The following is a 26,275-nucleotide window of genomic DNA, read 5'->3' as shown; positions in this document are numbered from 1 at the left end:
ATTCAGATGGATGCGGTGCTGCGTTTTGTCAGCGTTTTATACAACAGCCAGTGGATAATGCAGCCGGCTATAAAATTCGTGATGCTCCAGAAAGTCATCCAGCCGTTCTCCTGGTAAAATCCCGCTGCGAAAAACCAGCTGATGAAATACACGTGGAACCATGCCGGCACCAGCCAGGTGACCAGGGGCAGTTTAGCGCCGGTCTGTATTTTTCTTTGACGCAAGCCGGCAACCGCGAGGAGGGCAAAGATGGCCAGCACCGCAATGAACCGGTGTGTGCTGGTAACGCCCAGCAGCTTCAGCCAGTCAGACAGGGGAAACAGGGAAATATACAGGGCGATCTGTGAAAGGAGGATGGACAGCAATGGGGTAAGGATACGCCAGGCAGTATGTTTTGCCAGCTTTGTCTTTTCCAGCAACCGCGCGAAAGAGGAATAGTAGAAAACGACGAGCAGCCATCCGTAGAAGTTGCCGTATGGAATGCCGAACCATCCTCCGGTCAGTGAAAACTCAACACCCGCACGGTTTTCCCAATCCCAATGCCACATATGCAGGCGATAGGCGACCACATCCATACTCAGATCAATATTAATGGCCAGCAAACTGTCTATCGCGGCGGCGGCCCAAAGGGGAACATGCAAGGCATCGGTAACAAGCCGGGCCGTGTACATAATTACCGCCCACCCCATGCCTATGCAAACGGGAATATCGTTCGGCGGCACACCCAACATCAGCATAAATTTGCCATACACGTAACCTGCGCTGGTGGCAACATTCACGTACTCCAGCAATAATCCGAACCCCAGTCCCCCAAGCAGGTAGGCCATGCTGCCCGCCCCGCGCTTCCAGGCGTGCATGCAGCAAAGCGCAAAGAGGATATACATGCACAGTTCAGTCAGTGGAAAACAAAACGAAGGGGCAGGGCCATAGGGCATTCCGGCAAAAGGGAGCATAGCGTTACAATTGTTCTTTATCAATAAATGAGGTCTTGCGGCTGTCTTTAGCAGTGACGTACACCAGCAGGGAAACAAAGATACATGCCGTAACGTACCAGTAGTACCATGATTCCTGCCCGATATTTTTGAAGTGCAGCGCCAGGTATTCCGCAGTACCGCCAAAAATAGCCACGGTAAGGGCATAGGGAAGGCCCACGCCCAGCGCACGTACTTCTGCCGGGAATAGTTCCGCTTTCACAACGGCGTTGATGGAGGTATATCCGCTGACGATCAGCAGCGCCGCCAGTATCAGAAAGAAGGCAGCCCAGGCGGAGGAAGCCACGCTTATTGCGGTGAGTATCGGTACCGTAAAGAGCGTGCCCAGTACCCCAAAGCCGATCAGCAGGGGTTTTCTCCCGATCCTGTCAGACAGCCATCCGAAGAAAGGTTGCAGCGCAGCATAGATCAGCATCAGGGAAAAAGAGATCAGCGTGGAATTTTCTTTGGAAAGCTTCACCGTATTCACGAGGAACTTCTGCATGTAGGTAGTATAAGTATAAAAAGCGATGGTCCCTCCAAGGGTCAGGCCCACAACCGTCAGCACCGCTTTAGGATGCCTGGTGAACAGCACAATAACCGATCCCCGGTCTTTCCCTTTGTTTTCCAGTGAAATGGATTCGTGCATGTTCCGCCGGAGATATAGTGCAACAAGCGCGAGGATGGCGCCGATCACGAAAGGAATGCGCCAGCCCCAGTTAGCCAGCTGTTCGGGCGTTAGAAAGATCTTTTGCAGCAAGAGCTGAATGCCCAGCGCCAGCAATTGCCCGCCTATCAGTGTAACATACTGAAAGCTGGAAAAGAATCCCCGCCGGTCCGGCGTAGCAATTTCGCTGAGATAGGTGGCGGAAGTGCCATACTCCCCTCCCACGCTCAGCCCCTGCAGCAGTCTCGCCAGCAGCAACAGCACCGGCGCCATGATGCCGATGGATTTGTAGGAAGGTGTGCAGGCGATCATGAATGATCCGAAGGACATCAGTAATACGGATAAGGTCATGGCCGTTCTCCTGCCCTGCCTGTCCGCAATGCTGCCGAACAGCCATCCGCCGATGGGCCGCATGAGGAAGCCAACGGCAAAGATGGCAGCAGTGTTCAGCAATTGTACGGTGGGATTGCCTGTGGGGAAGAAAACCGGCGCGAAATAGAGGGCGAATGCGGCATAGGCATACCAGTCGTACCACTCTACCAGGTTACCGATGGAGCCGGTGAATATGGCTTTCAGCCGCCAGGCAGTTGTAGCATTTTGCGGGATCTGGTTCGTGGTCATTCATCAAAAATAATTAATCCTTCGATTAACAAGTGTTTAGCAAAAGTTTAGCAGCAGTATCCGGAATATGTGCGTCAAAAACACTCAATATGCAAAGAATGAAATCAAGGCGCCGTCATAGCAAGAAACAGTTGAGAACGAAGCTGACACAGCTGAAGCGGGAGTTGAGGAATATGAGAACAAATGTTTCCATTCACCGGAAGCCATTGTCTGAAAATCTGTTGAAGGCCGGCCGGCTTGGGGAAAAGCTGGATCAGCTATGGCGGCAGCCGGTTTATTTTGATGAATTGACGGCACTTGTGCGGCGTTATGGGGGTGTGTTGGAGGCTGGGGGAAATACAGGAGACGAGTTCCGGGAGCGGTGCGGAGAATAAGCGCGTTATTCTCCGCATGTTTTGCGGGGAATGTGAAGTAGCGTAATGCTGATCAAAAGAAGGGTGCTTCAGGGTTGTATCATGAAGTCCGGTATCATGCACGAACCTCCTGACACAGCCTTATTTCGGTGACATTTATCACGAATATTTTGTGTCAGATGTCCTTGTTCCCAAGGGCATAAATGGCTCAACTTTGCTTTATAATAAAATCGAAAACGATGAAATTAAAAGACAAAGTAGCCGTAATAACCGGAGGTAACAGCGGTATAGGGTTTGGCATTGCAGCAGCATTCAGCAACGAAGGTGCAACCGGTACTATCACCGGAAGAAATCAGGAAACACTTGACAGGTCCGTTAAAGAACTTGGAACGGGTTTCATGGGTATCAAAGGAGATGTGACAAACATGGACGATCTGGAACGAATATTCAAAGGGACATTTGATAAGTTCGGAAAAATTGATACCCTGGTTGTCAATGCTGGCGGCGTTGTAGATGGCAGTCCAATGGCAGTGATTACCGATGTCACAGAAGACAACTATGATCAGTATATGGATCTGAATTTGAAGAGCAGCTACTTCACGGTTCAAAAAGCATTGCCATATTTAAATGATGGCGCCTCAATTATTCTGATTGGGTCCAGCGCCGCGCATCGCGCAGCACCAGGAATGACCATATACAGTGCCGCTAAAGCAGCTGTAATTTCACTGGCGAAAGGATTGTCGCTCGATTTGTTATCTAGAAGGATCAGGGTGAATGCACTATCGCCAGGTTCAGTTGATACACCCGTATTTGCCAAGATCGTACCACAGGAGCAGGTTGATCAGGTTAAACAAATCTGGAAAGACCTAACACCTGCGGGGAGGCAGGGCTTGCCGTCCGATATAGGCAAGGCCGCCGCATTCCTCGCTTCTGATGATTCTTCCTTCATCCTCGGCAGCGAGATTCTTTCAGATGGCGGGTTGACCAATATCAGCCTGATGAAATAACTGAAACAAACGGCAGTATGCAGAACTCCGGATTCAGGCATACTGCCGTTTGTTCGTCTTTCTGTTCGCATCTTACCCGATTCGATTGATAAGATTTTTAAATAGCTTTGGGGAAAGCTGTTTGATAATGTTCGAATCTTTAGCAAAATACCTGGTTGAAAAAGGTAGTCTGACCGGGGATGAACTTAGACTTGTAGAGGAAGTGACCATACCAAAGAAGATCCGTAAACACCAGTATTTATTGCAGGAAGGCGATGTCAGCCATTTCCAGAGTTTTGTTGCGAAAGGATGCCTTCGGCTGTATCGTGTTGGCGAAGACGGTCGGGATCATATTATGAGGTTTGCTATAGAGAATTGGTGGATAAATGACTATTCCAGTTATCAATCAGGCCAACCTTCCAGGTATAACATCGATGCGCTGGAGAACAGCGAATTGCTGATGATAGAGAAGGGAAAATTCAATTATCTGGTTGAGACCATCCCCAATTTTAAAAACCTGATAGAGCAACTGACAGCTAACAATTATGAAGCACACCAAAACAGAATTTTTAGCAATATCAGTGACACCGCAGAAGAGAAATACGATAACTTCCTCAGAACATATTCCACGATCTACGACCGGGTACCGTTGCATATGATCGCTTCGTTCCTCGGTTTGTCCCGGGAAACGCTTAGCCGGGTAAGGCAGCAGCATGCAAGAAAGCGAAGGAATGATCCTTGAGCAGATGTTATTTGAAGTGAGAACGAGAAGAAACCTACAATGAAAATCAATCATTTGTGAGGAACAAAAAAGGGCTGTTTTTTCAATATGGCCTTTTCCGGTTTTCCCCCGGTTCTTCGAACTTCGAAGGCTGTTCTGTGGAAAAAGAGAGGGAATTCCCTTTAACCCTTACGGGTCCGTTTGTTTAAATAACTCAATATAATGACACAATGAGTGCCGAAAAGGCGGCAAAAATAAACCTGCGTTTAACCCCGTATTATGCCAGTGCTGCTTTTCGTGCCAAAACAGATCAATCTCCCGCCAGCCGGCGCCTTTGGTGCATAAAAAAAGCCTCCGGAAACCGAAGGCTTTCTGTGGTGTGGGCCGGGATCGAACCGGCGACACAAGGATTTTCAGTCCTTTGCTCTACCAACTGAGCTACCGCACCAGGTACCCCGTTTTGTTAAGGGGACTGCAAAAGTAAGACAAACTTTTAAAAAACAAAAAGTTTATTGAAGATTTTCTTGTCCCTCCAGGATGCCGCTCCACAACCGGTCCCGCAACGCCAGGGCTTTCGCGGCATATGCTGCGCATTCCGACCATAAACCAGCATCATCCCCGCAAAGCTCTTCCACCATCTGTTGCGCCAGCCGGCTGTGATGGTCCCCGTCCACTTCAATGTGCCTTTCCAGGTAATAAATGAAGATATCCAGCTTGCCGGGAAATTGGGCGTTCAGGTCTTTTACCAGGGAATGGAACATGTCCGGGATCAGGTCTTCCCGGCCGTAGGTAAACACGGCTGCCTTCAGCATCCACATCGCTTTCCTCCCCTGTAACGATCTCATTGATCAGGTACCGGGTCCCGGGAGCACCCTGGGGTACCCAGGGGGTGGATACGCAGGTCAGCTCCCTTTGCAGGCCTTTCAACAGGCTCATAAAGTCCCAAACCGCAAAACATGATGCTCCATAAAGCGGCAAACATCCTCTATGGTCTGTAAACGGCTGTAAAGCGGATGTTCCACGATGCGGGCGCGTACCGGGGAGATCTGCTGCCGGATCAACTCAGTTCCCATATTCCACCAGAAATTTTATCCGCATCAGCTTCAGTTGTTCGATCGTATAGTTTCCTTCCGTCAGTTCATCTTTGGCTACCTGCAGACTGGAGGTTTCGCAGCCTTTGAAGTATTCGATGATCTCGTCCTGCGCATAATCGTCCAGTTCCTCATCGATGCAATAATCCAGATTGAGCTTGGTACCGCTGGCTACGATGGTCTCCATTTCGTCCAGCAGCTGCGGGATGCTCAGTTCTTTATTTTTGGCGATGGTTTCCAGCGGCATTTTCTTGTCGATGTTCTGGATGATGAAAACTTTCAGCCCGCTTTTATTCACCACGCTTTTCATCACAAAATCATCGGGTTTCACGATGTCGTTCTCTTCCACGAACCGGGCGATCACATCCACGAAAACCTTTCCGTAGCGGACCGCTTTTCCTTTGCTCACTCCCTGGATCTTTTCCAGTTCCTGAACGGTGGTGGGGTATTGCGTGGCCATATCTTCCAGGGATGTTTCCAGGAAGATGACGAATGGGGGGAGATTCTTTTCTTTGGCGACCTTTTTGCGCAGCTCTTTCAGCATGTCGAAAAGCACGGGATCTGCGGAAGCCTGGGCTTCGGCGGACAGGGCGTCTTCTTCCTCCGCGGCGGTATCTTCTTCGAACTGATGGTTCAGTGCTACCCAGATGGAAAATGGTTTTTTGATGAACTTGCGGCCTTTTTCGGTGATCTTCAGCAGGCCGTACTCTTCAATATCCTTTTCTATCAAGCCCTCCAGCATCATCTGCCGGATGAGGGAATTCCAGAAATGTGCGTCAAACTCCTTCCCTTCCCCGAATACATCCAGCTTGTCGTGCCGGAAAGTGGTGATCTGGGGGTTGGCTTTACCGGTGATGATATTCACGACGTAATCCGTCCCGAAGCGCTCTTCCAGCTTCTGAATGGCCTTCAGGGTGATCACCACGCGGTTCTTCACCTCTATTTTCTCTTTCGGATTGAGGCAATTGTCGCATTTGCCGCAATTCTCCTGTTCATATTTCTCCCCGAAATAATGGAGGATCACTTTCCGGCGGCAGACGGCGCTCTCTGCGTAGGCAACGGTTTCGTTGATGAGCTGCGCGCCCATTTCCCTTTCGCTGAGCGGCTTGTCCCGCATCAGGTGCTCCAGCTTCTGCACATCCTGGTAGGAGTAGAAACATACGCAGATGCCTTCGAGCCCGTCCCGTCCGGCGCGGCCGGTTTCCTGGTAATAGTTTTCCAGGCTTTTGGGAATGTTGTAATGGATCACAAAACGGACGTCCGGTTTATCGATCCCCATACCGAAGGCGATAGTGGCCACGATGACCTCCACATCTTCCAGCAGGAACATATCCTGCCGCTGCGCCCGGGTGCCGGAATCGAGTCCCGCATGATAGGCTACGGCCCTGATGCCGTTGGCCACGAGCATATCGGCCAGCTCCTCGGTGGTTTTGCGGTTCAGCGTGTAGATGATGCCGCTTTTACCTTTGTGCAGGTGAATGAATTTAACGATCTCCCGGATCGTCTGGTCCTTTTTCCGCTTGGGCCTGATCTCGTAATACAGGTTCGGGCGGTTGAAGGAGGACATGAAGATCTCGGGCGACCTCAATTCCAGGTTCTTGACAATATCGCTTTGCACCTTTGGCGTAGCGGTAGCCGTCAGGGCGATGACCGGCAGCTTGCTGCTGATCATGTCGATCATTTCCTTCAGCCGGCGGTATTCCGGCCGGAAATCATGCCCCCATTCGGAGATGCAATGCGCTTCGTCCACCGCGATAAAGGATATTTCCAGTTCCTTGAAGAAGTCGATATTTTCCTGTTTCGTAAGCGTTTCGGGCGCCACATACAGCATTTTGGTCTTTCCGGACTGGAGGTCCGTGCGTACTTTCTTGATCTGGGCCTTGGTGAGGGTGGAATTGAGAAAGTGGGCCACATTGTCCTTACTGCTGTATGACCGAACCAGGTCTACCTGGTTTTTCATCAGCGCTATCAGGGGGCTTACGATGAGCGCCACGCCCGGGCTCATGAGCGCGGGGAGCTGGTAACACAGGGATTTACCGCCACCTGTAGGCATTATCACGAATGTATCTTTTCCGGAAAGTATATTTTTAATGATCTTCTCCTGGTTTCCCTTGAAGGAATCAAACCCAAAATGTTCGTGTAATGCATCCAACAAACTTACCTTTGCAACTGCCATCACGTTAAATGTTTAATACTAGTGTAATCCAGAGACGAAATCAACAGAACCGATAGATGAAATTTATTCAACATGTTTTTTTGGGGGACACGAAATTACTCAAAAAACTACTTTATGACAATATAATTTATAGGACCGCCTGGCTTGACTAAAAAATGATAAATTTGTAGCTGCCGCATGAAACAGAAGATCACCGTTAATATCCGGGAAACAGGAAAGAGGACCATCAAGCTGGAGGCCGCTGCCATTGAAGGTTTGGAGGCCTTTGTCAATGACGATTTTGAACAAACGGTCAACCTGGTCGCGCAATGCCGGGGCCGGGTGGTGGTCACCGGGATAGGCAAAAGCGCGGTTATCGCCCAAAAGATTGTTGCCACCTTCAATTCCACGGGCACTCCCGCCCTCTTTATGCATGCTGCGGACGCCATCCATGGCGATCTGGGGATGATCACTCCTGATGATGTGGTGCTTTGCATCTCCAAAAGCGGGGAATCCCCGGAGGTAAAGGTACTGGTTCCCTTGCTGAAGAATATGGGCAATACCCTGATAGCCATGGTAGGCAAAATGGATTCCTACCTGGCGCAGTCGGCACATTTTGTGCTGAATACCAGCGTAGCCCAGGAGGCTTGTCCCAATAACCTGGCCCCTACTTCCAGCACAACGGCCCAGCTTGTTATGGGTGATGCCCTGGCGGTTTGTCTTATTGAACTGAAAGGGTTCACCGCGGAGGATTTTGCCAGATTTCACCCCGGCGGCACACTGGGGAAGAAACTGTATCTCCGGGTAGGCGACCTGAGCCGCCTGCACCAGATCCCGAAAGTTAAGCTGAAAAGCACCCTGCGGGAAGTGATCGTGGAGATCTCCTCGAAAATGCTCGGGGTGACCGGTGTGGTGAATGACAAAGGCGGGCTGGAAGGGATCATTACGGACGGCGACCTCCGGCGGATGCTGGAAAAGAACATGGATGCCAGCGGCGTAATAGCTGAAGACATCATGAGCCGCAACCCCAAGACCATTGGTCACGATGAGCTGGCCGTAAATGCCCTGGAGCTCATGAGAGCATACGATATTACCCAATTGCTGGTCATGAACGGTGATCAGTATCACGGAATTATACATTTACACGATTTAATCAGAGAAGGAATTATTTGAGCGATGACACCATTGAATAACCATTTTTACGTGGCCATTATGGCCGGGGGTATCGGTAGCCGCTTCTGGCCTTACAGCCGGACGGATTATCCCAAGCAGTTCCTGGATATCCTGAATACGGGGAAAACATTGCTGCAATGGACCTATGAGCGCTTCCAGCAGTTCATCCCCGAAGAGAACATCTATGTGGTGACGCATCACCAATACGCCGCCACAGTGAGCAAGCAATTACCCGGTCTTCCCCAGGAGAATATCGTCAGCGAACCCTCCCGGAAGAATACGGCGCCCTGCGTGGCCTATATTTCCCACAAGATCCACAAAAAGGACCCCAAGGCCAGCATGATCTGCGCACCGGCGGACCATCTGATCATGGACCCCATGCAATTCACGCAGACCTGCCTGAATGCGCTGCTTTTTGCGCAAAAGAACAATGCGCTCCTCACGCTGGGCATCAAACCCACCCGCCCGGATACCGGCTACGGGTACATCCAGTTCGAAACAGAGCAGGCGGCGGATAACGTGTACAAGGTGAAGACCTTCACGGAGAAACCGAACCTGGAGCTGGCCAAGACCTTCCTGCAAAGCGGGGACTTCCTCTGGAACGCGGGCATCTTCGTCTGGAATACCAAAAGCATCCTGAAAGCATTTGCCACCTACCTGCCGGAAATGGATGAGCTGTTCGTACAGGAGCACGCCGCGCTGAACACTCCCGGGGAAAAGGAAATGATGGAAATGATCTACTCCCAGTGCACCAATATCTCGATCGACTACGGCATCATGGAGAAAGCGGACAATGTGTATGTGATCCCGGCCAACTTTGGCTGGAGCGATCTGGGCACCTGGGCTTCCGCATATGAGAACCTGGAGAAGGATTACCTCGGCAATGCCGTGCAGGGAAAGAACGTGATGGTGATAGACGCCACACGATGCATGGTGAAAGCGCCGAATGACAAGCTGGTAGTATTGCAGGGGCTGGATGATGTTATCCTGATAGATACTCCCGATGTATTGCTGGTCTGCAAAAAGGAGAACGAGCAGCAGATCAAGGAATATGTGGCGGAGGTGAAACGCCATAAAGGGGACAAGTTCCTGTAACCACCCAAAGACCATCAAAGACATCAACGCATAAAAAAAGCCGGAAGTGACTGCTCTTCCGGCTTTTGCTTATTTGTACATGGCTTATGCCTCTACACTCTCCACAACTTTTTCTGTCCGTTGTCCGATCCGTTTGGTATGCTCGCAGAAAGTAACTACACCGGTTTCCACATCGTACACCGCCCCGATGATACCCACTTCTCCTTTCTCTACCATGTCCTGCAGGATGGCGCTCTGTTCAAGTATCTGCTGTACGGAGCGCTCTGTGTGCAGTAAAGTTACCGCATGCACGAATTCCTGGTTTTGGGATGTGCGGTTTTGCGCAACCGACTTTTCCTGTTGTACGGAAGGCCGGATCTTGTTGAGCAATCCCGTGAGATTGCCCATTTCTACGCCGTCACAAGCGCCTTTGATGGCGCCGCAATGCGTATGCCCAAGTACAACAATGATCTTTGAGCCGGCTACTTTGCAGGCATATTCAAGACTGCCAAGCACGTTGTCGGAGATAACGGCGCCGGCTAAACGAATACTGAAAATATCGCCCAGGCCCTGATCGAAGACCAGTTCCGCGGATGTACGGGAATCCATACAACTCACGATGGCAGCAAAAGGCCACTGGCCTTCTTTAGTTTCATTCACCTGCTGCAGCAGGTTGCGGTTGATGCGAAGGTTGCTTACAAAACGTTCGTTGCCTTCGCGGAGGAACTCCAGTGCGGTATGCGGAGTGAGGCTGCTTTGTGATACTTTATTGTGTGCTTTCATTGGTCAGTTATTTTAATCGATGATTGTTTTAGTTTACAGATAACTCTTTCAGCAGGTCTTTGTGTGTGCCATTGGCGACAACGGCTGCCGGTTTCTCTTTTTCCGGCGTTTCCAGGAAAAGATGATCTGTGTTGTTGATCTTGTATGCTTCTTTGAATCCTTTCAGCACCACTTTTATTTTCTTCTGGGCGGCTTTGATCTGCGCGAATTCACGAATAATGTCCAGCACATCCTGGTCTATATACAGCGTTTTGCTGGCGTCGATCACTACTGTGCTGTTTTCCGGCAGGCGGTCCAGCGTCAGCAGGATGTTCGCTTTGTTCAGGAAGGATACTTCCTGTGACAGCTCCAGGCGGATGAGATCGCCCGTACGGTACCTTTCTTTCTGGAAGAAGTAAGGGCTTTTCATGTTACCCCACATGATGAACAGGACGCTCACAGCGAGGCCAACCGCAACGCCGACCAGCAGATCGGTGAATACGATCACCAAAACGGTTACCAGGAAGGGGATCCATTGATATTTGCCTTTTGCGAACATCTGTTTGAAGACGGTGGGCTTGCAGAGCTTATAACCGGTCACCAGCAGAACAGCAGCCAGCGTAGCCAGTGGTATTTTGTTCAGCAGCCCCGGGATCAGTGCAGTACAGACCAGAAGTAATATACCATGGGAAACGGCGGACAATTTTGTACGGCCTCCGGAATTGATATTAGCGGAGGAGCGGACGATCACGGAGGTAATGGGGATACCGCCGATCAGGCCGCTGACCATATTGCCGATCCCCTGTGCCCTCAGTTCCCGGTTAGGCGGTGAATACCGTTTCATCGGGTCCAGTTTGTCGGTAGCCTCCAGGTTCAGCAGTGTTTCTATGGACGCTACCACGGCTATTGTTGCGGCAACGACCCATACTTCGCTGTTGGCCAGCTGGCTGAAATCCGGCAGGGTGAACTGCCCCACGAATTCCCCGAATGATGCGGCCACCGGCAGCGTCACCAGGTGACTTTGAGAAAGGCCAAGCGGTGAGCCGGCTGACACAAAAAGCTCATTGAGACCGATGCCCACGAGCACGGCCACCAGCGGCGCCGGTACCAGGTTTACCTTCGGTATCTTGCTCCAGTATAACAGAATGCCGATGGAGAGCAGTGTGATCAGCACCGCGCCAAGGTGGATGTGATTCAGCATACTGATGAGCGAGGAAAAAGTATTCTCTCCATCCGTCTGGATAAAGGCGAAATCCCCTTCCGCATCAGCATCATATCCGAAGGCGTGCGGTATTTGTTTCAGGATGATGATCAGGCCGATGGCCGTTAACATACCTGTAATAACATTGGAAGGAAAATAGTTGGCGACAGTTCCGGCTTTTACAAAACCGAGCACCAGCTGGAACAGTCCGGCCAGCACAACGGCCAGCAGGAAGGTTTCAAAGGCGCCGAGCCGGGTAATGGCACTGAGCACAATGGCCGTAAGGCCTGCGGCAGGACCGCTGACGCTCAGCTGGGAGCCGCTCAGGGAACCGACGACTATACCGCCGACAATACCGGCGATCATGCCGGAAAATAATGGCGCACCGGATGCCAGGGCTATGCCGAGACAGAGCGGCACAGCGATCAGAAATACAACAAGGCCGGCCGGTAGATCACCTTTGATATTCGAAAAAAGTCCAATTTTCTTGCTCATATAGCGTTGATTTAGGCAGATCATAACACAGATGCGGCCATATCCGGCATTGCATGCAGTCAACAATGCACTACCGGTTTAACGGCCAGGCCACAAGGCCCGGCGCTCCTGTATGTTCCGGAAAGACCATACGAAGAAAGTCAGGCACACATCAATGTGTAATCAGAATTGTACAAATAAGAAGGAAATACATGCGCGCACGCTGAAACAGGCGGCACACGTGATCGTCATTTAAGCAACATGACTGTTTGGAGGAGGCGTTTGGATCTCCTGGACGGGGCTCGCAGGAATATCCTCATGATAACGGAAAGAAAGTGCGTTTGCGAAAAGCTCGGGATTGAGCTCCACATCCAGGTCACCGTACCGGTGACAATTGATGTCGCCGGAATTAAGCTTCAGGTTCTTTGATGAAGAGCAACCACCATCCACGTGTTCTTCCACGATCTGGTTGTTGAACAGTAATTTCCCCATCTGCTCGATCGGGAGCAGTTGAACGCACATCAGGCCAAGAAGAAATATACTGAGTAACTTTTTCATCAATACCTATATCACTTATTTGTATGTAAGCAAAAGTAACCCTCGCAATCCATAAATCATATTTTCGAGGGTCAAAGAAATGTTAAATCGATTGTACTCCCTTCTTTTTCTGCTATTTATATCGATCGACCCGGAAAACTCCTTCATCCTTTCATATAACCGCTCATCACAATCCGGGAACAGCACCCTCATCATCCTGAAACCCATCAAATCTAATGCCAGAGCGCGTATAACCTCATTTTACCGGTAATGTTCAAAGCAAGTTATTTTGCATTAAAGAGTATTGTGTATTGCATAGTAGTAAATTCTTTCTATCTTTGTGTCATGAGGTTGAATATTATACACTCAACTGAAACAATAACGGTTTTTAAAGCTCACTTGCCATGAATATTGATAATACACAGTCGCAGATGCGGAAAGGGGTGCTGGAGTTTTGCATTCTCTCCATCATCAAGCAAGGCGAGGCTTATCCTTCAGACATTATTGAAAAAATGAAAGAAGCGAAGCTGGATATCCTGGAAGGGACCTTATATCCGCTTCTGACACGCCTCAAAAATGCGGAGCTGCTCACCTACCGGTGGGTGGAAAGCAGTTCAGGCCCCCCGCGGAAATATTTTTCCATGACCGACAAAGGAGAACTCTTTTACCGGGACCTGGAGAATACCTGGAATGAACTGGCCAATGCGGTCCATCAGTTAACGCAACCCAACACCATCCAATAATATACAATCCGAGTTTACCTAAAACCTAAATCAGATTAAGCAGATGAAAAAGATTATCAACATAAACCTGTCGAGTCGCCTGATCCCTATCGAGGACAGCGCCTACGAGATCCTTCGACAGTATCTTGATAGCCTGAGGCGTTACTTCTCCAAGGAGGAGGGCGCGGAAGAGATCGTCGGAGATATTGAAAGCCGGATCGCTGAGATATTCCAGGACAAGATCCGTAAAGGAGCGCATTGCATCACCGATGAGGATGTGCAGGCCATCAAAACTTCCATGGGCACGCCCGAACAATTTGTGGAAGAAGACGGCGATACAACAGGCAGCAGCCATCATAAATCCGCCTCCGAGTCTTTCGCCCCTTATATACGTCCGCGTAAACGGTTCTACCGGGACCCGGACGGCAAAGTGCTCGGCGGCGTCTGCAGCGGGCTGGGCGCATATTTTAATGTGGACCCGCTGGTATTCCGGATCATATTTGCCATTGCTGCCATCGGTTTATGGGGCGGAGGCATCCTGCTTTACTTCATCCTCTGGTTTGCCACTCCCGAGGCCAATACCGCAGCGGAAAAGTTGGAAATGCGCGGCGAACGGGTAGATCTGAACAATATCAAGGCCACCGTACAGGAAGAAATGAACACTTTCCGTTCCCGTATGGAAAGAATGGGGGATGATGTCAGAAATTTTTCGGAGGGCCGCGGGAAACAGTACGGTAGAGATGCCGGTACTGCAATAGAAGGGTTTTTCAAAGGATTGGCAAATGTCATTGTTTTCATTGCAAAGGGCTTTTTCCTTTTCCTCGCTGTAGTGATACTCTTCGTATTGGTAGTTGGCCTGATTATGTCAGCTGTCTTTTCCGCGGTCCTGATCCCTGTCAAAGACCTCTTACTGGATAATGGAGTGCAAACCATGCTCTTCTGGCCGGCCTTGGCCCTGCTGGTAGGCATCCCTATCCTTTCGCTGGTGGCCTTCCTCATCCGCAAGATGACGGGCATCAAACAGCAAAATAGATTTGCAGGATATACGCTCGGATTCTTCTGGTTGATGGGAGTGGTATTCTCCGTCTGGCTGAGCGTTTCCCTGGCGCAGGATTTCAAAGCCCGGTATAATACGCCCGAACCGGAGATCGTAAATATCGTCCAGCCTGAAAAGGGACGGCTGATCGTCAAGAAGGCGCGGACCGTGCTGGAAATGGAAGAGATCAACCTGTTCGACGGCAATCTGCGTGTGCTGGATGATACCGTGATCATCGATGATATCAGGATCCAGGTCCTGAAAAGCGAAACGGACAGCTTTGAGGTGGAAGTGGAAAGAAGCTCCAGGGGAAAGAACTGGCGCCAGGCGGAAGAACTGGCCCGCGAGATATATTTCGGACTGGAGCAGAAGGACTCCGTGCTCTACATACCCTCCGGATTCTCCATTCCCCGCAATTCCAAATACCGCAACCAGAAAGTGACCGTACGGATACGGGTGCCGGTAGGCAAACACATCGTGATAGACCGGGAAGTAAGGCATCACTACAGCTTTATCCGCAACTGGCGCGAGGAATGGTGGGATGATCGTTATAACTGGGACCGTAATAATGATCAGATCGATATCAGGATGACACCTGACGGCTGGGAGCGGAAGGACCTGCATGAAAGAAAACCGGAAGAGCGGAACACCCCGGCAGACACAACCGCCCCCCGCAACGAGTACCGCTACCGCGGGCCCGGAACACGGCCGGAACAACAGAACACCACCCCGGTGGAGGATAGCAGCAGGAAAGATGCGGAAGACAAAAAAAGCCTGACGCTGGCGGTGGCCAGCTTCATGTTCCAGAACACATTCGAAAAATTGAATTGATCTTCGTCACAATAAGTTTAGTTTCAATACATGAACGATCACCGCGGTATCCACCGCGGTTTTTTTACGCCCAGCCGCTTTTAACAGTATTTTTCCCGATTCGATCACGCCCATCCCCCGATAATTGCTAGTTTTGCATATTCAAAATTTTGGAGGATCAGATCAGGATGAAGGTACCAATCAATATTGCGCTGGTAGGCAATCCTAACAGTGGCAAAAGTTCTCTCTTTAATGCGCTGACGGGTTTAAACCAGAAAGTAAGCAACTTCCCGGGGGTAACGGTGGACAAAAAGACCGGTATTGCCCGCATTGCTCCACAGCTGGAGGCCAATATCATTGACCTGCCCGGTACCTACAGCCTGTATCCCAAAAGCGCTGATGAATTTGTGACGTATGATGTGCTGCTCAACCCGAAGGGGGCAGACAGGCCGGATATGGTACTCATAATTGCCGATGCCTCCAATCTCAAGCGCAACCTCCTGTTCTGCTCCCAGATCATAGACCTGAAAGTACCGGTGATCATTGGACTGACCATGATGGACCTCGCGAAGAAAAAAGGTGTGGAAGTGGACCTGGCCGGCCTGGAACGGGAACTGGGCGTACCTGTAGTAGCCATCAACCCCCGCCGCAACAAGGGCCTGCAGCAGCTGAAAAAGAACATCGAACTGATCGCGCAGGAAAAATTCGGCGCCCCCGCCCGGGATTTTATCCCCAATCACGAGCTGGCCCCCGCCGTTATAGAAGATATTAAAAAGATATGTGCCGTTACGAGCGACTACGCCGCCCTGCATGTAGCCGTCAATTATGACGAACTGCATTTTCTGGGGAAACCGCAGCAGGCGGCCATAAAGGCCTCACTGCAGCAGCACGGGTTCAATAAGACCAAAATACAGGCGGACGAGATCATGCAGCGTTATGCGCATATCAAGCAAGTCATGAACGGCACCGTCGTGGAAACGGACCCGCTGCAGCAACAGCTCCAGACGGAAAGGATCGACAATATCCTGCTGCACCGCTTCTGGGGATACCTCATTCTGCTGGTGGTCCTCTTCCTGCTCTTCCAGAGCATTTTCTGGATCGCTTCCTACCCGATGGACCTCATCGATGCCGGCTTCGGTTCGCTTAGCGGATGGCTGACGGATGTGCTGCCGGCCAACCAGGTCAGCGATGTATTCATCAACGGCATTATTGCCGGCCTTGGCGGGATAGCGGTGTTCATTCCGCAGATCATGATCCTTTTCGGGCTGATCACCATCCTGGAAGATACCGGCTATATGGCCCGGATCAGTTTTCTTACAGACCGGCTGATGCGCCAGGTGGGCCTGAACGGCAAATCCGTGATGCCCCTGATCAGCGGCGTAGCCTGTGCCGTTCCGGCGATTATGGCTGCCAGGAATATCGAGAACAGGAAGGAAAGACTGATCACCATTATGATCACGCCGCTCATGAGTTGCTCCGCACGCCTGCCCATTTATACGATCATGATCGCGCTGGTGATCCCGGACCGTATGGTACTGGGTTTCCTGAGCCTCCAGGGCCTGGTGATGATGGGCCTTTACCTGCTGGGTTTCGTCATGGCTATTCTTGTAGCCGCTGTCATGAAGCTGTTCATCAAAATACGGGAGAAAAGCTATTTCATTATGGAGCTGCCGGTGTACCGCGCCCCGCGCTGGAAGAACGCCGCCGTGACCATGGTGGAGAAAGCGAAGATATTTGTTATGGATGCCGGCAAGGTGATCATGGTGATCTCCATTATCCTCTGGTTCCTCGCCTCTTACGGGCCCGGAGCGCAAATGCAGGCCGTAGAAACAAAATACGAACAGCTGCAGGCGCAGACCACAGATGAAACACAGCTGGAAGAACTGGATAAACAACTGCAATCGGAAAAACTGTCCCACTCCTATGCCGGCATACTCGGCCATGCCATTGAACCGGCTGTGAAGCCGCTGGGTTTCGACTGGAAGATCGGCATCGCCCTGATCACTTCCTTTGCGGCCCGGGAAGTATTCGTGGGAACCATGGCTACGCTGTACAGCGTGGGTGATTCCGAGGATAGCGACGCCACGCTGCGGCAGAAAATGGAATCCGCCACCCGGGTAGACGGTACCCCGGTGTACACCCTGGCCACCGGCCTTTCGCTCATGATCTTCTACGCTTTTGCCATGCAATGCATGAGCACGCTGGCCATTGTAAAAAGGGAAACCCGGTCCTGGAAATACCCCATTATCCAGTTCATATACATGACCGCACTGGCCTACGTTTGCAGCTGGATCATCTACGAATTGTTCAAATAGCACATCTTTCCCCGCGCTCGCAAAGATTTTATATTTTTGAAGAAACGCGCCCGCATGAAAAAATTACTATCCATTGCCGCCTGTATGGCAGCCCTGTCCGCCACCGCACAGATCGATTCCGCACAACTGCTGAAAGATGTACAAACCCTTTCCGCTGACAAAATGGAAGGACGAAGGACCGGCACCAAAGGCAACCGCATGGCGCAGTTCTATTTGCTGGACAGGTTCAGGGAAGCGGGATTGCAGCAGTTTCACAACACGTATGAACAGGCATTTTTCTTCAACTCCCGCGGCAGCCGCATCATGGGAACTAACCTTTACGGCTATATCAAAGGGAAGGTGGACAGCTTTATCGTGATCAGCGCACATTACGATCATATCGGCACCAGGGCGCAATCCGCGGGAACAGACAGCATTTATAACGGCGCGGATGACAATGCTTCCGGTGTGGCCGGCCTGCTGGCCATGGCCAGATACTTCAGCCAGCGTCCGCCAAAGCACACCCTCATTTTTGCCGCTTTTGATGCGGAAGAAACGGGATTGCAGGGGGCGAAGGATTTTTCAGCGCGGCTACCGGTACCGGCTGCACGCATCATCCTGAACATCAATATGGATATGATCAGTCATAGCGACAAACGGGAATTGTACGTCTGCGGCACCTATCATTATCCTTTTCTGAAACCCTTCATCAACACTGTTGCTGCCGGAAGCCCCATCCGGTTGCTGACAGGGCATGACCGGCCGGAGGATGGCGGCAATGACTGGACGGGCCAGAGCGATCACCACGTATTCCATCTCCGCAAGATCCCCTTCCTCTATTTTGGCGTGGAAGACCATCCGGATTATCATAAGGTGACGGACGAGTTCAGTACGATCCATCCTTCTTTTTTTTACCAGGCAGCGCGTAGTGTGCTGGAGGTGGTGAAAAAGATCGATGAAAGGGGGTAGCCCGTCTTTTTCGTGATAGTGCCGGTCAGGCTTTACGGCCTTCTAGCCGGCAGGCGTTCGAACATTTTCTGATAAAAGGCCCGGGACATATTGGAAGACCCGACCTTCTTCACTTTGGTGCGGGAACCCGGTGCGGGCGGCGCCATCCTTCCCCATTGCGCACCAACGATCTTCTTCAATGCCAGGTTCAGCAAGGGTTCTCTGGTATCCCCCAGCACCCCGAGATTGAAGCTTTCAAAGAACCACTGGTCCGGGTAAAAGCCCGTTAACCCGTAATCCGACTGACCCAGGGAATTGAAGGCTTTGGTGATAATGGGTTGCATGCCCCATTTGTTCCTGCGGTCGTTTTCCTCGTAGAGCGTTGTGGAACCAACGTTTTTGCCCGCTGTGGTGTCCCCGATGATGTACACGGGCATATAGGGTTTCAGGCCGTTGATGATCAGCTCGCTGGCGGAGGCGGTTTCGCTGCTGGTCAGCAAAACAAGGTCCTGCAGGCTGTTCCCGATATTTCCCGCTTCCGGCGTAAAGTACATGTTGAAAAAATCAGCCCCGTAATCCCGGGTAAATTCGGTCGTGAGCAAAGTGTTGTATTCCCGGCGGAAGAACAGTTTTTTATCGGCATAATTCTTTACGATCTGGCTGCCGAGGTTGATGGTGGATACCTGGTCCCCTCCGGGGTTATAACGCAGGTCGAGGATCAGGTGCTGCACCCCGGCGGTTTTGAACCGGGCAAACACGGCGTCCACCGCATTGTCGTACGCGTTGGTGGAATCCCCTTTATCCGGGGAGAAGAAATTGTACATGAAGTAACCGATCTGTTTGCCTTCGATGGTGTACACGGTATCCAGGTACACCGGGTTTTCGGCAAATACGACCGTGTTCAGCGAAAGGCTGCGGGCAGCGCCCAGGCTGTCCTCTCCGGCAGCCGACAGGAAATACTGCTGTACGTTGATCGTGTGGTTCTCGCGCAGGGCGGAGAGGAATGCATTGATCTGCTGTCCCCCATTGGCCTCGGAATACGGAAAATCCTGCCCGTTGATCCGGAAGAACATATCCCCCCTTTTCAGTCCCGCTATTTCCGCGGGAGAGCCTTTTTTGACATAGGTCACCTGTGCGCCGAGCAGTGTATTTTGATTATGCAGGAAGAGCGTATAACCGTATCCGGCCTCTTTCTGTACCCCGCTGAGGGAAGCCAGCAGTTCCTCGAAATTGTTCTCTATCCAGGAATAGGGGTCGTCCGGGTTTTTCAGCAGGCCATAAAAGAAATCATCCGGCGCCTTCGTCCGGTCGGGATTGGCCGGAATGCTGGAAGTCCAGTAGTAATAGTCTTTCATATTGGCATAGATCCAGTCGTTCACATACTTATTGGTATTCGCCTGGTCCGGGTTCGCCGTGTCTTTCTTTTTACAGGCATTAAACGCCAGCATGGCTGTGCAGAGGAACAGCAGGCTGAAGCGGGGCATGGTTCGCTTTTTCATAAATCGGCTTGAGCGTAAATAAAATCTTTATGTAATATAAACGAATAAACGGTGTGCGGGGGGCAAAAATTTTATGAACGGGCAGGCTTTACGCCGGCATCAAGGAGGGCTTTACGGATATTTTCCCGCCAGGCCTGCTGACCGGCATGGTCCATACCGCTCCGCACCTCATCGTCGAATGCTTTCTGCATGCGGTTCATTTCCCGGAAATATTCGAGGTATTCAAACTGGATGCGGCTGTCATGGTCATCGGCGGTCAGTTCCATTTCCAGTACTTTGCGCCGGAAGCGCTCGGCAACGAGGCGGGTAATATCGAAATGGATCTGTTCATGTTCCAGGGTATGTTCATCCGGCGGGCGGCGGCGCAGCCAGGAACTGCTTTTTACCCAGAACACCTGCAGTACGAGGGTGACTTCCAGGGTGTCTTTGAATTGCCTGCTGCCGCCTTCGAATGCGAAGCTGGTGAAGCTGACGGCCTCGCTTTTCGGGGACAAGGGCGCCCTGCCGCGGTAGTCTTCCGCCGATGCGGCGCGCTGGTGGTAGAACAGGGTATCCGAGTTCCGGTCTTCCGGCCGGCCGTCTTCCCGGAAAATGACCTTTACCACTTTTTGTGCGGTGAGCGTTGCCGGATGCAGGAAGACAAGGCAGCAGAAGAACGTGGTGAACAGCGTATGGGTCGTCATAAGCTTTTGAAATTCGGGTTGCGGCAGGATCCTTTATCCGGGAGCCGTGCAGCCATCGCCACATGCGGCCGGGCCGGGGCCTTCCTCCGGAAATTGCGCTGCCAATGCATATAAAGTTCGGAAATCCCCGGCGAACTGCCGTTCTCTTATTTCTCTTTTGACGCCACCAGCTCCTGCGTTGCCGCTTCGTCCCGGTGTACAGAACAGCGGGCTCATATGCAGCGAAATTGGGTGATCGCTCAAAATTCACTAATTTACAAGTAACCAAAACAATCGTCCCATGTACGGAGGCGGATATATTTTCGATGAGCCGAACAAGCGGCAGCTGACGGAAGAGCATCTTCATGACGATCCGGAAAAGCTGACGGAGTTCGAGGCCCGCATCACCCGCGGAGAAAAGATAGAGCCAGGGGACTGGATGCCATCTGAATACCGGCGCCAGCTCATCCGGCTGATAGAACAGCATGCACATTCAGAGATCATGGGCGCATTGCCGGAAGGCACCTGGATCACCCGCGCACCGGGTTTCAAACGTAAACTGGCGCTCATTGCCAAGGTACAGGACGAGATCGGTCACGGCCAGTTGCTGTACAATGCTGCCGAAACCCTCGGCAAAAGCCGGGAAGCAATGATCAATGACCTGCTGAGCGGAAAATCCAAATACTCCAATGTATTCAACTATCCGGCGGAGACCTGGGCGGATGTGACCGTGATCGGTTTCCTGATCGATGCCGCGGCCATTGTGAACCAGGTGGCGAATGCCAAAGGGTCCTATGGCCCGTATTGCCGCGCGCTGGAAAGGATCTGTTACGAGGAAAGCTTTCATCTCAAGCAGGGCCACGATGCATTCATTGAGCTGGCTACCGGTACACCGGCGCAGCGGGAAATGTTGCAGGATGCCCTGAACCGCTGGTGGCAGCCCATCATGCATTTTTTCGGCCCGCCGGATAAAAATTCCGTGCATAGTGAAAAACTGATGCAATGGAAAGTAAAAATGGCCAGCAACGATGATATGCGCAACCAGTTCCTGGACGCTTATGTGCCCAAGATATGGGACCTCGGCCTCAGCCTGCCGGATGAAAACCTGCGGAAGAACGAATCGACCGGCAGGTGGGAATATTCGGACCCCGACTGGGAACTTTTCAAGAAAGTGATCAATGGCGGCGGCCCCTGCAACAGGGAAAGGCTGGATGTGCGCAAATGGGCGGAAACCCACGGGCGATGGGTACGCAAGGCCCTTATGGACCCGAAAGACAGGATAGCGGCTCCCGTAGCTTAAACAGATAAAAACAGCATGAACAACCAATCATTAGATCCACGCGTCAACCGCCTGCAGCTTAGTCCCTCCGGCGAAGCGGTAACCGTACAGGACGGCGAGAACTGGAATGTATTCGAAGTCTTTCACCAGGAAAAACGCGGCGCCCACCACGAGCATGTAGGATGCGTACATGCGCCGAATGCGCAGATGGCGCTTATTTTCGCCAAGGAACAGTTCGGCCGCCGGAAGAAATGTGTCAATATCTGGGTCGTGCGCAGTGCGGACATCCTCGCTTTCAGCGCGGAAGACGAGGACATGTTCGCCAACAACCTGGAAAAGACCTATCGCGATGCCAGCGGCTTCAAAGTGATGGAAAAGATCAACAAATACCGGAAATCATCCCAGCATGACGAAAAATAACGCATTAACATACCTGCTTACCGCGATGGCGGATGATGCTTTGGTTCAGGGGCACCGCAATTCCGAATGGACCGGCCTGGGCCCGGTAATGGAAGAAGACATCGCATTCTCTTCCATGGCGCAGGACAAGATCGGCCATGCCTGGGCCTTGTATCGCATTCAGCAGGAAGCGCTCGGCGGAGCAGACCCCGATCAGTTCGCTTTTCTGCGTAACGAAAAGGACTACCGCTGCTGCCATCTCGTGGAGCAGCCCAATGGCGAATACGATTTCAGCCTGATGCGGCATTTCCTGTTCGATCATGCCGAGGCCATACGGTACGGGCAGCTGCAACAGAGCAGCTTTGCCCCGCTTCAGCCGCTCGCGAAGAAACTGAAAGGAGAGATCAAGTATCATACCCTGCACGCCAATGCATGGATCACCCAGTTATGCCGCGGTGGCGAAGAAAGTTACGCCCGCATGCAATCCGCATTGAACGTTTGCTTCCCCCTGGCGCTCGGGCTTTTTGAGCCGGGTGGCGATGCAGAGGCATTGCTGGTAGAGGAGAAAGTATATCCCGGAGAGAAGGCGCTGAAGGAATTATGGATGGAACGGATCTATTCCATACTGACGCTTGCTGCGCTTAACCTGCCGGATGAAAAGAATGTACAGCCCGCTTATGGCGGAAGGCAGGGATATCATACGGAACACCTGCAGCCGCTGCTGGATGAAATGGGCGCCGTATTCCGTACAGACCCCGCAGCAACCTGGTAAAACCACCCATATGAAGGTCAGCAAAGAAAATATATACAAGGCGCTGGAACAGGTGATGGACCCGGAGATCCCCGTATTGAACGTGCTGGACCTGGGCATGATCACCAGCGTGGAATTGTCTGCCGGGGAAGTGCAGATACGGATGATCCCCACCTTTGCGGCATGCCCGGCAGTGGAGCTGATCCGGCGGAATATCAAAACCGTGGTGGAAGGCGCGCTGCATACGACCGTGAATGTGGAGATAGACAAGGAAGCGCACTGGACCAGCAACCGGATGACGGCGGCCGCCAAGGAAAAACTGAAGAATTTCGGCATTGCGCCGCCGCAGATCGCTAACGGAGAAGCCTACTCGGAGATATTGCTGGAAACGCCCTGCGCCCATTGCGGCGGCAAAAACACCTATCTGCGCTCACCCTTCGGCTCCACCCTCTGCAGGGCCATTCATTACTGCAGGGACTGCGGTCAGGTGTTCGAACAATTCAAGCCGCTGGAATAAAGCCCTTCCCGCAACTTTTGTATCTTGCCGCCATGAAAATCGGATTATACTTCGGCTCATTCAATCCTGTGCACACCGGCCATATGATCATTGCGAACTTTATGGCTTATCACACGGACCTGGATAAAGTGTGGCTGGTCGTGTCTCCGCACAACCCGCTGAAAACTTCCACTACCCTGCTGAACGAACATCATCGCCTGCATCTTGCCGAAATGGCCGTGCAGGACGAGCCGCGTCTTCGCGTCAGCAATATCGAGTTCTCATTGCCCCGCCCGTCTTTCACGATCGATACCCTCACTTACCTCACCGAAAAATTCCCTTCGCAGGAATTCGTGGTGATCATGGGCAGCGACAGTTTTCAGAATATTCCCCGCTGGAAGAATTACCAGCAGCTGCTGGATAATTATGCGATATACGTTTATAACCGTCCCGGCCATGAGGTAAAAGACACCTACGGCGCGCGGGTAACACTGGTGGACGCGCCTATGCTGGATATCTCCGCTACCAGTATCCGCCGCTGGATACAGGAAGGGAAATCCGTCCGTTACATGGTACCGGACAATGTGTGGAAATACATGATGGAGAATAACTATTATAGGGGTTGAATCACGGATTGTGGAATTATTCCCCCGTTTGTTTCATTTTCTTTTCTTTGGAATGGGCCGTTCGCACCACCTTTACCTCCCTTTTCTTTACGAGGTATTCATTGGAATAGATCTTCATCAGCACGATCAGCAGGGATATGAGCAGGGGGCCGAATATCAGCCCGATGAAACCGAGCAGGTTCACCCCTACGATCACCCCGAAGATGGTGATCAGCGGATGCACGTCACCGATCTTTCTTGCCAGCAGCATGCGGAACAGGTTGTCCGCCGTACCCACCACGCCGAAGCCATATGCCAGCACGGCAATACCCTGCCAGGTCTGTCCCGATGAAAGCAGGTAAATGCCCATGGGCACATACACGGCCGCCGCGCCGATAATCGGCAGCATGGCGGTAAAGCAGGTTACCACAAACCAGAAGACCGGTTCCGGCACGCCGAATATCAGATAGCCGACAAGCGAGATCACCCCTTGTATCAGGGCGATCAGCGGGATGCCGATAGCATTGCTCACCACCATATTTTTCATTTCCTTCCCCAACAGTTCTACATTTTCATCCTTCAAAGGAATGTATTCATACAACGCTTCTTCCATTTCCCGGGCATTCACCAGCATGAAATACAGGATGAAATACATGATGGCAACAGCGGTGAGTGTATTGAAAGTGGCGCCAACAAAGGCCGGCAGCACATTGGTGATGTATTCCTGCAATTTGGACAAGCGGTCCGGGGTCATGAGGTTGACGCCCATGGATTCCTGCAATTGTGCATTAATGCTCTGCAGACCTTTGATGAGGTCGGACGAATGGGTAATGGCATAAGACACCTTGGCGGTAAGCATGTTTATCAGCATCCCGATGGGCAACAGAATGATGAGAAAAGACAACACCATAATCAGCGTAGCGGCCCAGCTTTTCTTCCACTTGCGGTTCTCCACCAGCCGGAACATATAGTTGCGGGACAGCACGTAGAACGTGACCGCCCCGAGGAAGCCCGGGAAGAGGACATACAGTTCCCGGAACAGGACGATGCTCAGAAAGGCGATGATCAATAAAAAAAGGACCTGTTTGAGGCGTTCATTGTCAAGATGGCTCATAATATCTGTGGTGTGGTGGTATGTTAAACTTACGCGATTTTCATGGGATCACAAAGTATGCCAATCCGCTGAAACGGACACCCCGCCAATATTATATGGCTGTTTCAAGATTAAATTTATACCTTTGGAACAAATATGGAACAAAGTTTGTAACCTTACCGTGCGGGGTTTTATCACCACCGTACAGCACCAAAGAACCCAAATCTTTCACATCTAAAAACACATGACTATGAGCAGAAGTTCAAAAGCAGTCGTATCATTTATCGTGGGAGCCGCCGTTGGCGTAGCCGTTGGTTATTTTCTGAATTCCGATAAAAAGGACGAGCTGGTAGACAAGCTGAAATACCAGGCGGATAAACTGAAGGAAAAGTTCCGTGCAAAAAAGCAGCAGTATGAAGATGCGATCGAAAATGAATTGACCTGAATTCCTTCTTAGCATCCTAAAAACAATTGCATGGAAGATAATTTTTCCAAGTATTTCACCGAGACAGGCAAGGTGGCCAAAAATTACCTTGAAACCCGGCTTGATCTGATCAAGTTACAGGCAGCGGGAAAGTTAAGCAAGGCGTTAGGTTTGTTCTTTTCGCTGCTGCTCGCTTTCCTGCTGTTCTTTTTTGTGATCGTGTTCCTGGGAATGGTCGTAGGCTTCTGGATCGGGGAAATGACCAACAGCTTTACGATCGGATTCTCCTGCGCTGCGGGCTTTTTTGTATTGCTCCTGCTGCTGATGCTGGCATTCAGAAAAACGCTGATACAGCGGCCGCTGGCGAATATGCTGGCTGCGGAGCTGGTAGAGGAGATCGAAGAGATGGAGGAGAAGATAGACGAGAAAGTAACAGAAAAAGTATCGAATGAATAATTTAATACGCGCTTT

The 26,275-nt window shown here is 51.4% G+C and carries 26 protein-coding genes, 1 tRNA gene and 1 pseudogene; 16 read left to right on the top strand and 12 right to left on the bottom strand.

The features are described from left to right. Nucleotides 1–2: 2 nt before the first annotated feature. Both FW415_RS04320 and FW415_RS04315 read right to left on the bottom strand, forming a co-directional pair. Nucleotides 3–884, bottom strand: a complete 882-nt coding sequence (locus FW415_RS04320) for a carotenoid biosynthesis protein (RefSeq protein WP_168208662.1) — start codon at nucleotides 882–884, stop codon at nucleotides 3–5. Nucleotides 885–957: 73 nt separating this feature from the next. After that, nucleotides 958–2,259, bottom strand: a complete 1,302-nt coding sequence (locus FW415_RS04315) for an MFS transporter (protein ID WP_148383060.1) — start codon at nucleotides 2,257–2,259, stop codon at nucleotides 958–960. 89 nt (nucleotides 2,260–2,348) lie between these two features. Here FW415_RS04315 and FW415_RS04310 point away from each other — a divergent pair, with 89 nt between their 5' ends. The 3 genes from FW415_RS04310 (at nucleotide 2,349) to FW415_RS04300 (ending at nucleotide 4,340) form a co-directional block, all read left to right on the top strand. Continuing rightward, nucleotides 2,349–2,633, top strand: a complete 285-nt coding sequence (locus tag FW415_RS04310; protein WP_148383059.1) for a hypothetical protein — start codon at nucleotides 2,349–2,351, stop codon at nucleotides 2,631–2,633. Between the two features lie 218 nt (nucleotides 2,634–2,851). Then, complete coding sequence (locus FW415_RS04305) at nucleotides 2,852–3,619, top strand: SDR family NAD(P)-dependent oxidoreductase (RefSeq protein WP_148383058.1); 768 nt, start codon at nucleotides 2,852–2,854, stop codon at nucleotides 3,617–3,619. Nucleotides 3,620–3,746: 127 nt separating this feature from the next. Then, nucleotides 3,747–4,340 carry a Crp/Fnr family transcriptional regulator gene (locus FW415_RS04300; RefSeq protein WP_148383057.1) on the top strand — a complete coding sequence of 198 codons (594 nt, stop codon included), beginning with the start codon at nucleotides 3,747–3,749 and terminating at the stop codon, nucleotides 4,338–4,340. Between the two features lie 354 nt (nucleotides 4,341–4,694). On the opposite strand, the gene FW415_RS04295 is transcribed toward FW415_RS04300, so the two are convergent. The 4 genes and pseudogenes from FW415_RS04295 to recQ all read right to left on the bottom strand — a co-directional run bounded on the left by FW415_RS04295 (nucleotide 4,695) and on the right by recQ (nucleotide 7,586). Continuing rightward, nucleotides 4,695–4,767: transfer RNA gene (locus FW415_RS04295), tRNA-Phe, on the bottom strand. A gap of 61 nt (nucleotides 4,768–4,828) precedes the next feature. Beyond that, nucleotides 4,829–5,164, bottom strand: a complete 336-nt coding sequence (locus tag FW415_RS25270; protein WP_246858909.1) for a DUF3050 domain-containing protein — start codon at nucleotides 5,162–5,164, stop codon at nucleotides 4,829–4,831. Between the two features lie 27 nt (nucleotides 5,165–5,191). After that, a pseudogene (locus tag FW415_RS25265) lies at nucleotides 5,192–5,255 on the bottom strand (DUF3050 domain-containing protein); the annotation flags it as partial. A 126-nt stretch (nucleotides 5,256–5,381) separates the two neighbouring features. After that, the gene (gene recQ, locus FW415_RS04285; protein ID WP_148389829.1) at nucleotides 5,382–7,586 is read right to left on the bottom strand and encodes a DNA helicase RecQ; all 2,205 of its coding nucleotides are present in this window, start codon (nucleotides 7,584–7,586) and stop codon (nucleotides 5,382–5,384) included. A 177-nt stretch (nucleotides 7,587–7,763) separates the two neighbouring features. On the opposite strand from recQ, the gene FW415_RS04280 reads away from it, so the two are divergent. Together FW415_RS04280 and FW415_RS04275 are read left to right on the top strand one after the other, a co-directional pair. After that, nucleotides 7,764–8,738, top strand: coding sequence for an SIS domain-containing protein (locus FW415_RS04280; RefSeq protein WP_148383056.1), 975 nt, complete (start codon nucleotides 7,764–7,766; stop codon nucleotides 8,736–8,738). Nucleotides 8,739–8,741: 3 nt separating this feature from the next. After that, nucleotides 8,742–9,833: a mannose-1-phosphate guanylyltransferase gene (locus FW415_RS04275; protein ID WP_148383055.1), complete on the top strand. Its 1,092-nt coding sequence runs from the start codon at nucleotides 8,742–8,744 to the stop codon at nucleotides 9,831–9,833. An 84-nt stretch (nucleotides 9,834–9,917) separates the two neighbouring features. Here FW415_RS04275 and FW415_RS04270 read toward each other — a convergent pair whose 3' ends face one another. The 3 genes from FW415_RS04270 to FW415_RS04260 all read right to left on the bottom strand — a co-directional run bounded on the left by FW415_RS04270 (nucleotide 9,918) and on the right by FW415_RS04260 (nucleotide 12,807). Beyond that, nucleotides 9,918–10,595: a carbonic anhydrase family protein gene (locus tag FW415_RS04270; protein ID WP_148383054.1), complete on the bottom strand. Its 678-nt coding sequence runs from the start codon at nucleotides 10,593–10,595 to the stop codon at nucleotides 9,918–9,920. Nucleotides 10,596–10,623: 28 nt separating this feature from the next. After that, complete coding sequence (locus FW415_RS04265; protein ID WP_148383053.1) at nucleotides 10,624–12,270, bottom strand: SulP family inorganic anion transporter; 1,647 nt, start codon at nucleotides 12,268–12,270, stop codon at nucleotides 10,624–10,626. 231 nt (nucleotides 12,271–12,501) lie between these two features. Further along, nucleotides 12,502–12,807 carry a hypothetical protein gene (locus FW415_RS04260; RefSeq protein WP_148383052.1) on the bottom strand — a complete coding sequence of 102 codons (306 nt, stop codon included), beginning with the start codon at nucleotides 12,805–12,807 and terminating at the stop codon, nucleotides 12,502–12,504. Between the two features lie 383 nt (nucleotides 12,808–13,190). Between FW415_RS04260 and FW415_RS04255 the strand changes: the two genes are divergently transcribed. From FW415_RS04255 to FW415_RS04240, 4 genes are all read left to right on the top strand, one after another. After that, nucleotides 13,191–13,529 carry a PadR family transcriptional regulator gene (locus tag FW415_RS04255; RefSeq protein ID WP_148383051.1) on the top strand — a complete coding sequence of 113 codons (339 nt, stop codon included), beginning with the start codon at nucleotides 13,191–13,193 and terminating at the stop codon, nucleotides 13,527–13,529. A gap of 43 nt (nucleotides 13,530–13,572) precedes the next feature. Beyond that, nucleotides 13,573–15,375, top strand: a complete 1,803-nt coding sequence (locus FW415_RS04250; RefSeq protein ID WP_148383050.1) for a PspC domain-containing protein — start codon at nucleotides 13,573–13,575, stop codon at nucleotides 15,373–15,375. 149 nt (nucleotides 15,376–15,524) lie between these two features. Continuing rightward, nucleotides 15,525–17,669 carry a ferrous iron transport protein B gene (gene feoB, locus FW415_RS04245; RefSeq protein ID WP_246858908.1) on the top strand — a complete coding sequence of 715 codons (2,145 nt, stop codon included), beginning with the start codon at nucleotides 15,525–15,527 and terminating at the stop codon, nucleotides 17,667–17,669. 54 nt (nucleotides 17,670–17,723) lie between these two features. Continuing rightward, nucleotides 17,724–18,617, top strand: coding sequence for a M28 family peptidase (locus tag FW415_RS04240; protein WP_148383048.1), 894 nt, complete (start codon nucleotides 17,724–17,726; stop codon nucleotides 18,615–18,617). A gap of 32 nt (nucleotides 18,618–18,649) precedes the next feature. On the opposite strand, the gene FW415_RS04235 is transcribed toward FW415_RS04240, so the two are convergent. Further along, nucleotides 18,650–20,095 carry a S41 family peptidase gene (locus FW415_RS04235; protein WP_148383047.1) on the bottom strand — a complete coding sequence of 482 codons (1,446 nt, stop codon included), beginning with the start codon at nucleotides 20,093–20,095 and terminating at the stop codon, nucleotides 18,650–18,652. Between the two features lie 71 nt (nucleotides 20,096–20,166). Further along, nucleotides 20,167–20,778, bottom strand: coding sequence for a hypothetical protein (locus tag FW415_RS04230; protein WP_148383046.1), 612 nt, complete (start codon nucleotides 20,776–20,778; stop codon nucleotides 20,167–20,169). A 280-nt stretch (nucleotides 20,779–21,058) separates the two neighbouring features. Here FW415_RS04230 and paaA point away from each other — a divergent pair, with 280 nt between their 5' ends. From paaA to nadD, 5 genes are read left to right on the top strand one after another with little or no spacing between them, the layout of a single operon-like run. Further along, complete coding sequence (paaA, locus tag FW415_RS04225; protein WP_148383045.1) at nucleotides 21,059–22,057, top strand: 1,2-phenylacetyl-CoA epoxidase subunit PaaA; 999 nt, start codon at nucleotides 21,059–21,061, stop codon at nucleotides 22,055–22,057. 15 nt (nucleotides 22,058–22,072) lie between these two features. After that, the gene (locus FW415_RS04220; RefSeq protein WP_148383044.1) at nucleotides 22,073–22,456 is read left to right on the top strand and encodes a 1,2-phenylacetyl-CoA epoxidase subunit B; all 384 of its coding nucleotides are present in this window, start codon (nucleotides 22,073–22,075) and stop codon (nucleotides 22,454–22,456) included. Then, nucleotides 22,443–23,207: a 1,2-phenylacetyl-CoA epoxidase subunit PaaC gene (gene paaC, locus FW415_RS04215; RefSeq protein ID WP_148383043.1), complete on the top strand. Its 765-nt coding sequence runs from the start codon at nucleotides 22,443–22,445 to the stop codon at nucleotides 23,205–23,207. Before FW415_RS04220 ends, paaC begins: the two co-directional genes overlap by 14 nt. Before the next feature lie 10 nt (nucleotides 23,208–23,217). Beyond that, the gene (paaD, locus tag FW415_RS04210; RefSeq protein WP_168208661.1) at nucleotides 23,218–23,703 is read left to right on the top strand and encodes a 1,2-phenylacetyl-CoA epoxidase subunit PaaD; all 486 of its coding nucleotides are present in this window, start codon (nucleotides 23,218–23,220) and stop codon (nucleotides 23,701–23,703) included. 32 nt (nucleotides 23,704–23,735) lie between these two features. After that, nucleotides 23,736–24,308 carry a nicotinate (nicotinamide) nucleotide adenylyltransferase gene (nadD, locus tag FW415_RS04205; RefSeq protein WP_148383041.1) on the top strand — a complete coding sequence of 191 codons (573 nt, stop codon included), beginning with the start codon at nucleotides 23,736–23,738 and terminating at the stop codon, nucleotides 24,306–24,308. Between the two features lie 16 nt (nucleotides 24,309–24,324). Here nadD and FW415_RS04200 read toward each other — a convergent pair whose 3' ends face one another. After that, nucleotides 24,325–25,401 (bottom strand): AI-2E family transporter, encoded by a 1,077-nt coding sequence (locus FW415_RS04200; RefSeq protein WP_148383040.1) that lies wholly within the window; start codon nucleotides 25,399–25,401, stop codon nucleotides 24,325–24,327. Between the two features lie 229 nt (nucleotides 25,402–25,630). Here FW415_RS04200 and FW415_RS04195 point away from each other — a divergent pair, with 229 nt between their 5' ends. Both FW415_RS04195 and FW415_RS04190 read left to right on the top strand, forming a co-directional pair. After that, complete coding sequence (locus FW415_RS04195; RefSeq protein ID WP_146859111.1) at nucleotides 25,631–25,825, top strand: YtxH domain-containing protein; 195 nt, start codon at nucleotides 25,631–25,633, stop codon at nucleotides 25,823–25,825. Between the two features lie 30 nt (nucleotides 25,826–25,855). Next, entirely contained in the window at nucleotides 25,856–26,260 is a 405-nt protein-coding gene (locus FW415_RS04190) for a hypothetical protein (protein ID WP_148383038.1), read from the top strand. The last annotated feature ends 15 nt before the right edge of the window (nucleotides 26,261–26,275 follow it).

This window comes from Chitinophaga sp. XS-30 (genome assembly GCF_008086345.1).
GTDB lineage: Bacteria > Bacteroidota > Bacteroidia > Chitinophagales > Chitinophagaceae > Chitinophaga.
The sequence above is the reverse complement of the archived record's forward strand: the minus strand, read 5'-3'. Positions and strand labels throughout refer to the sequence as shown.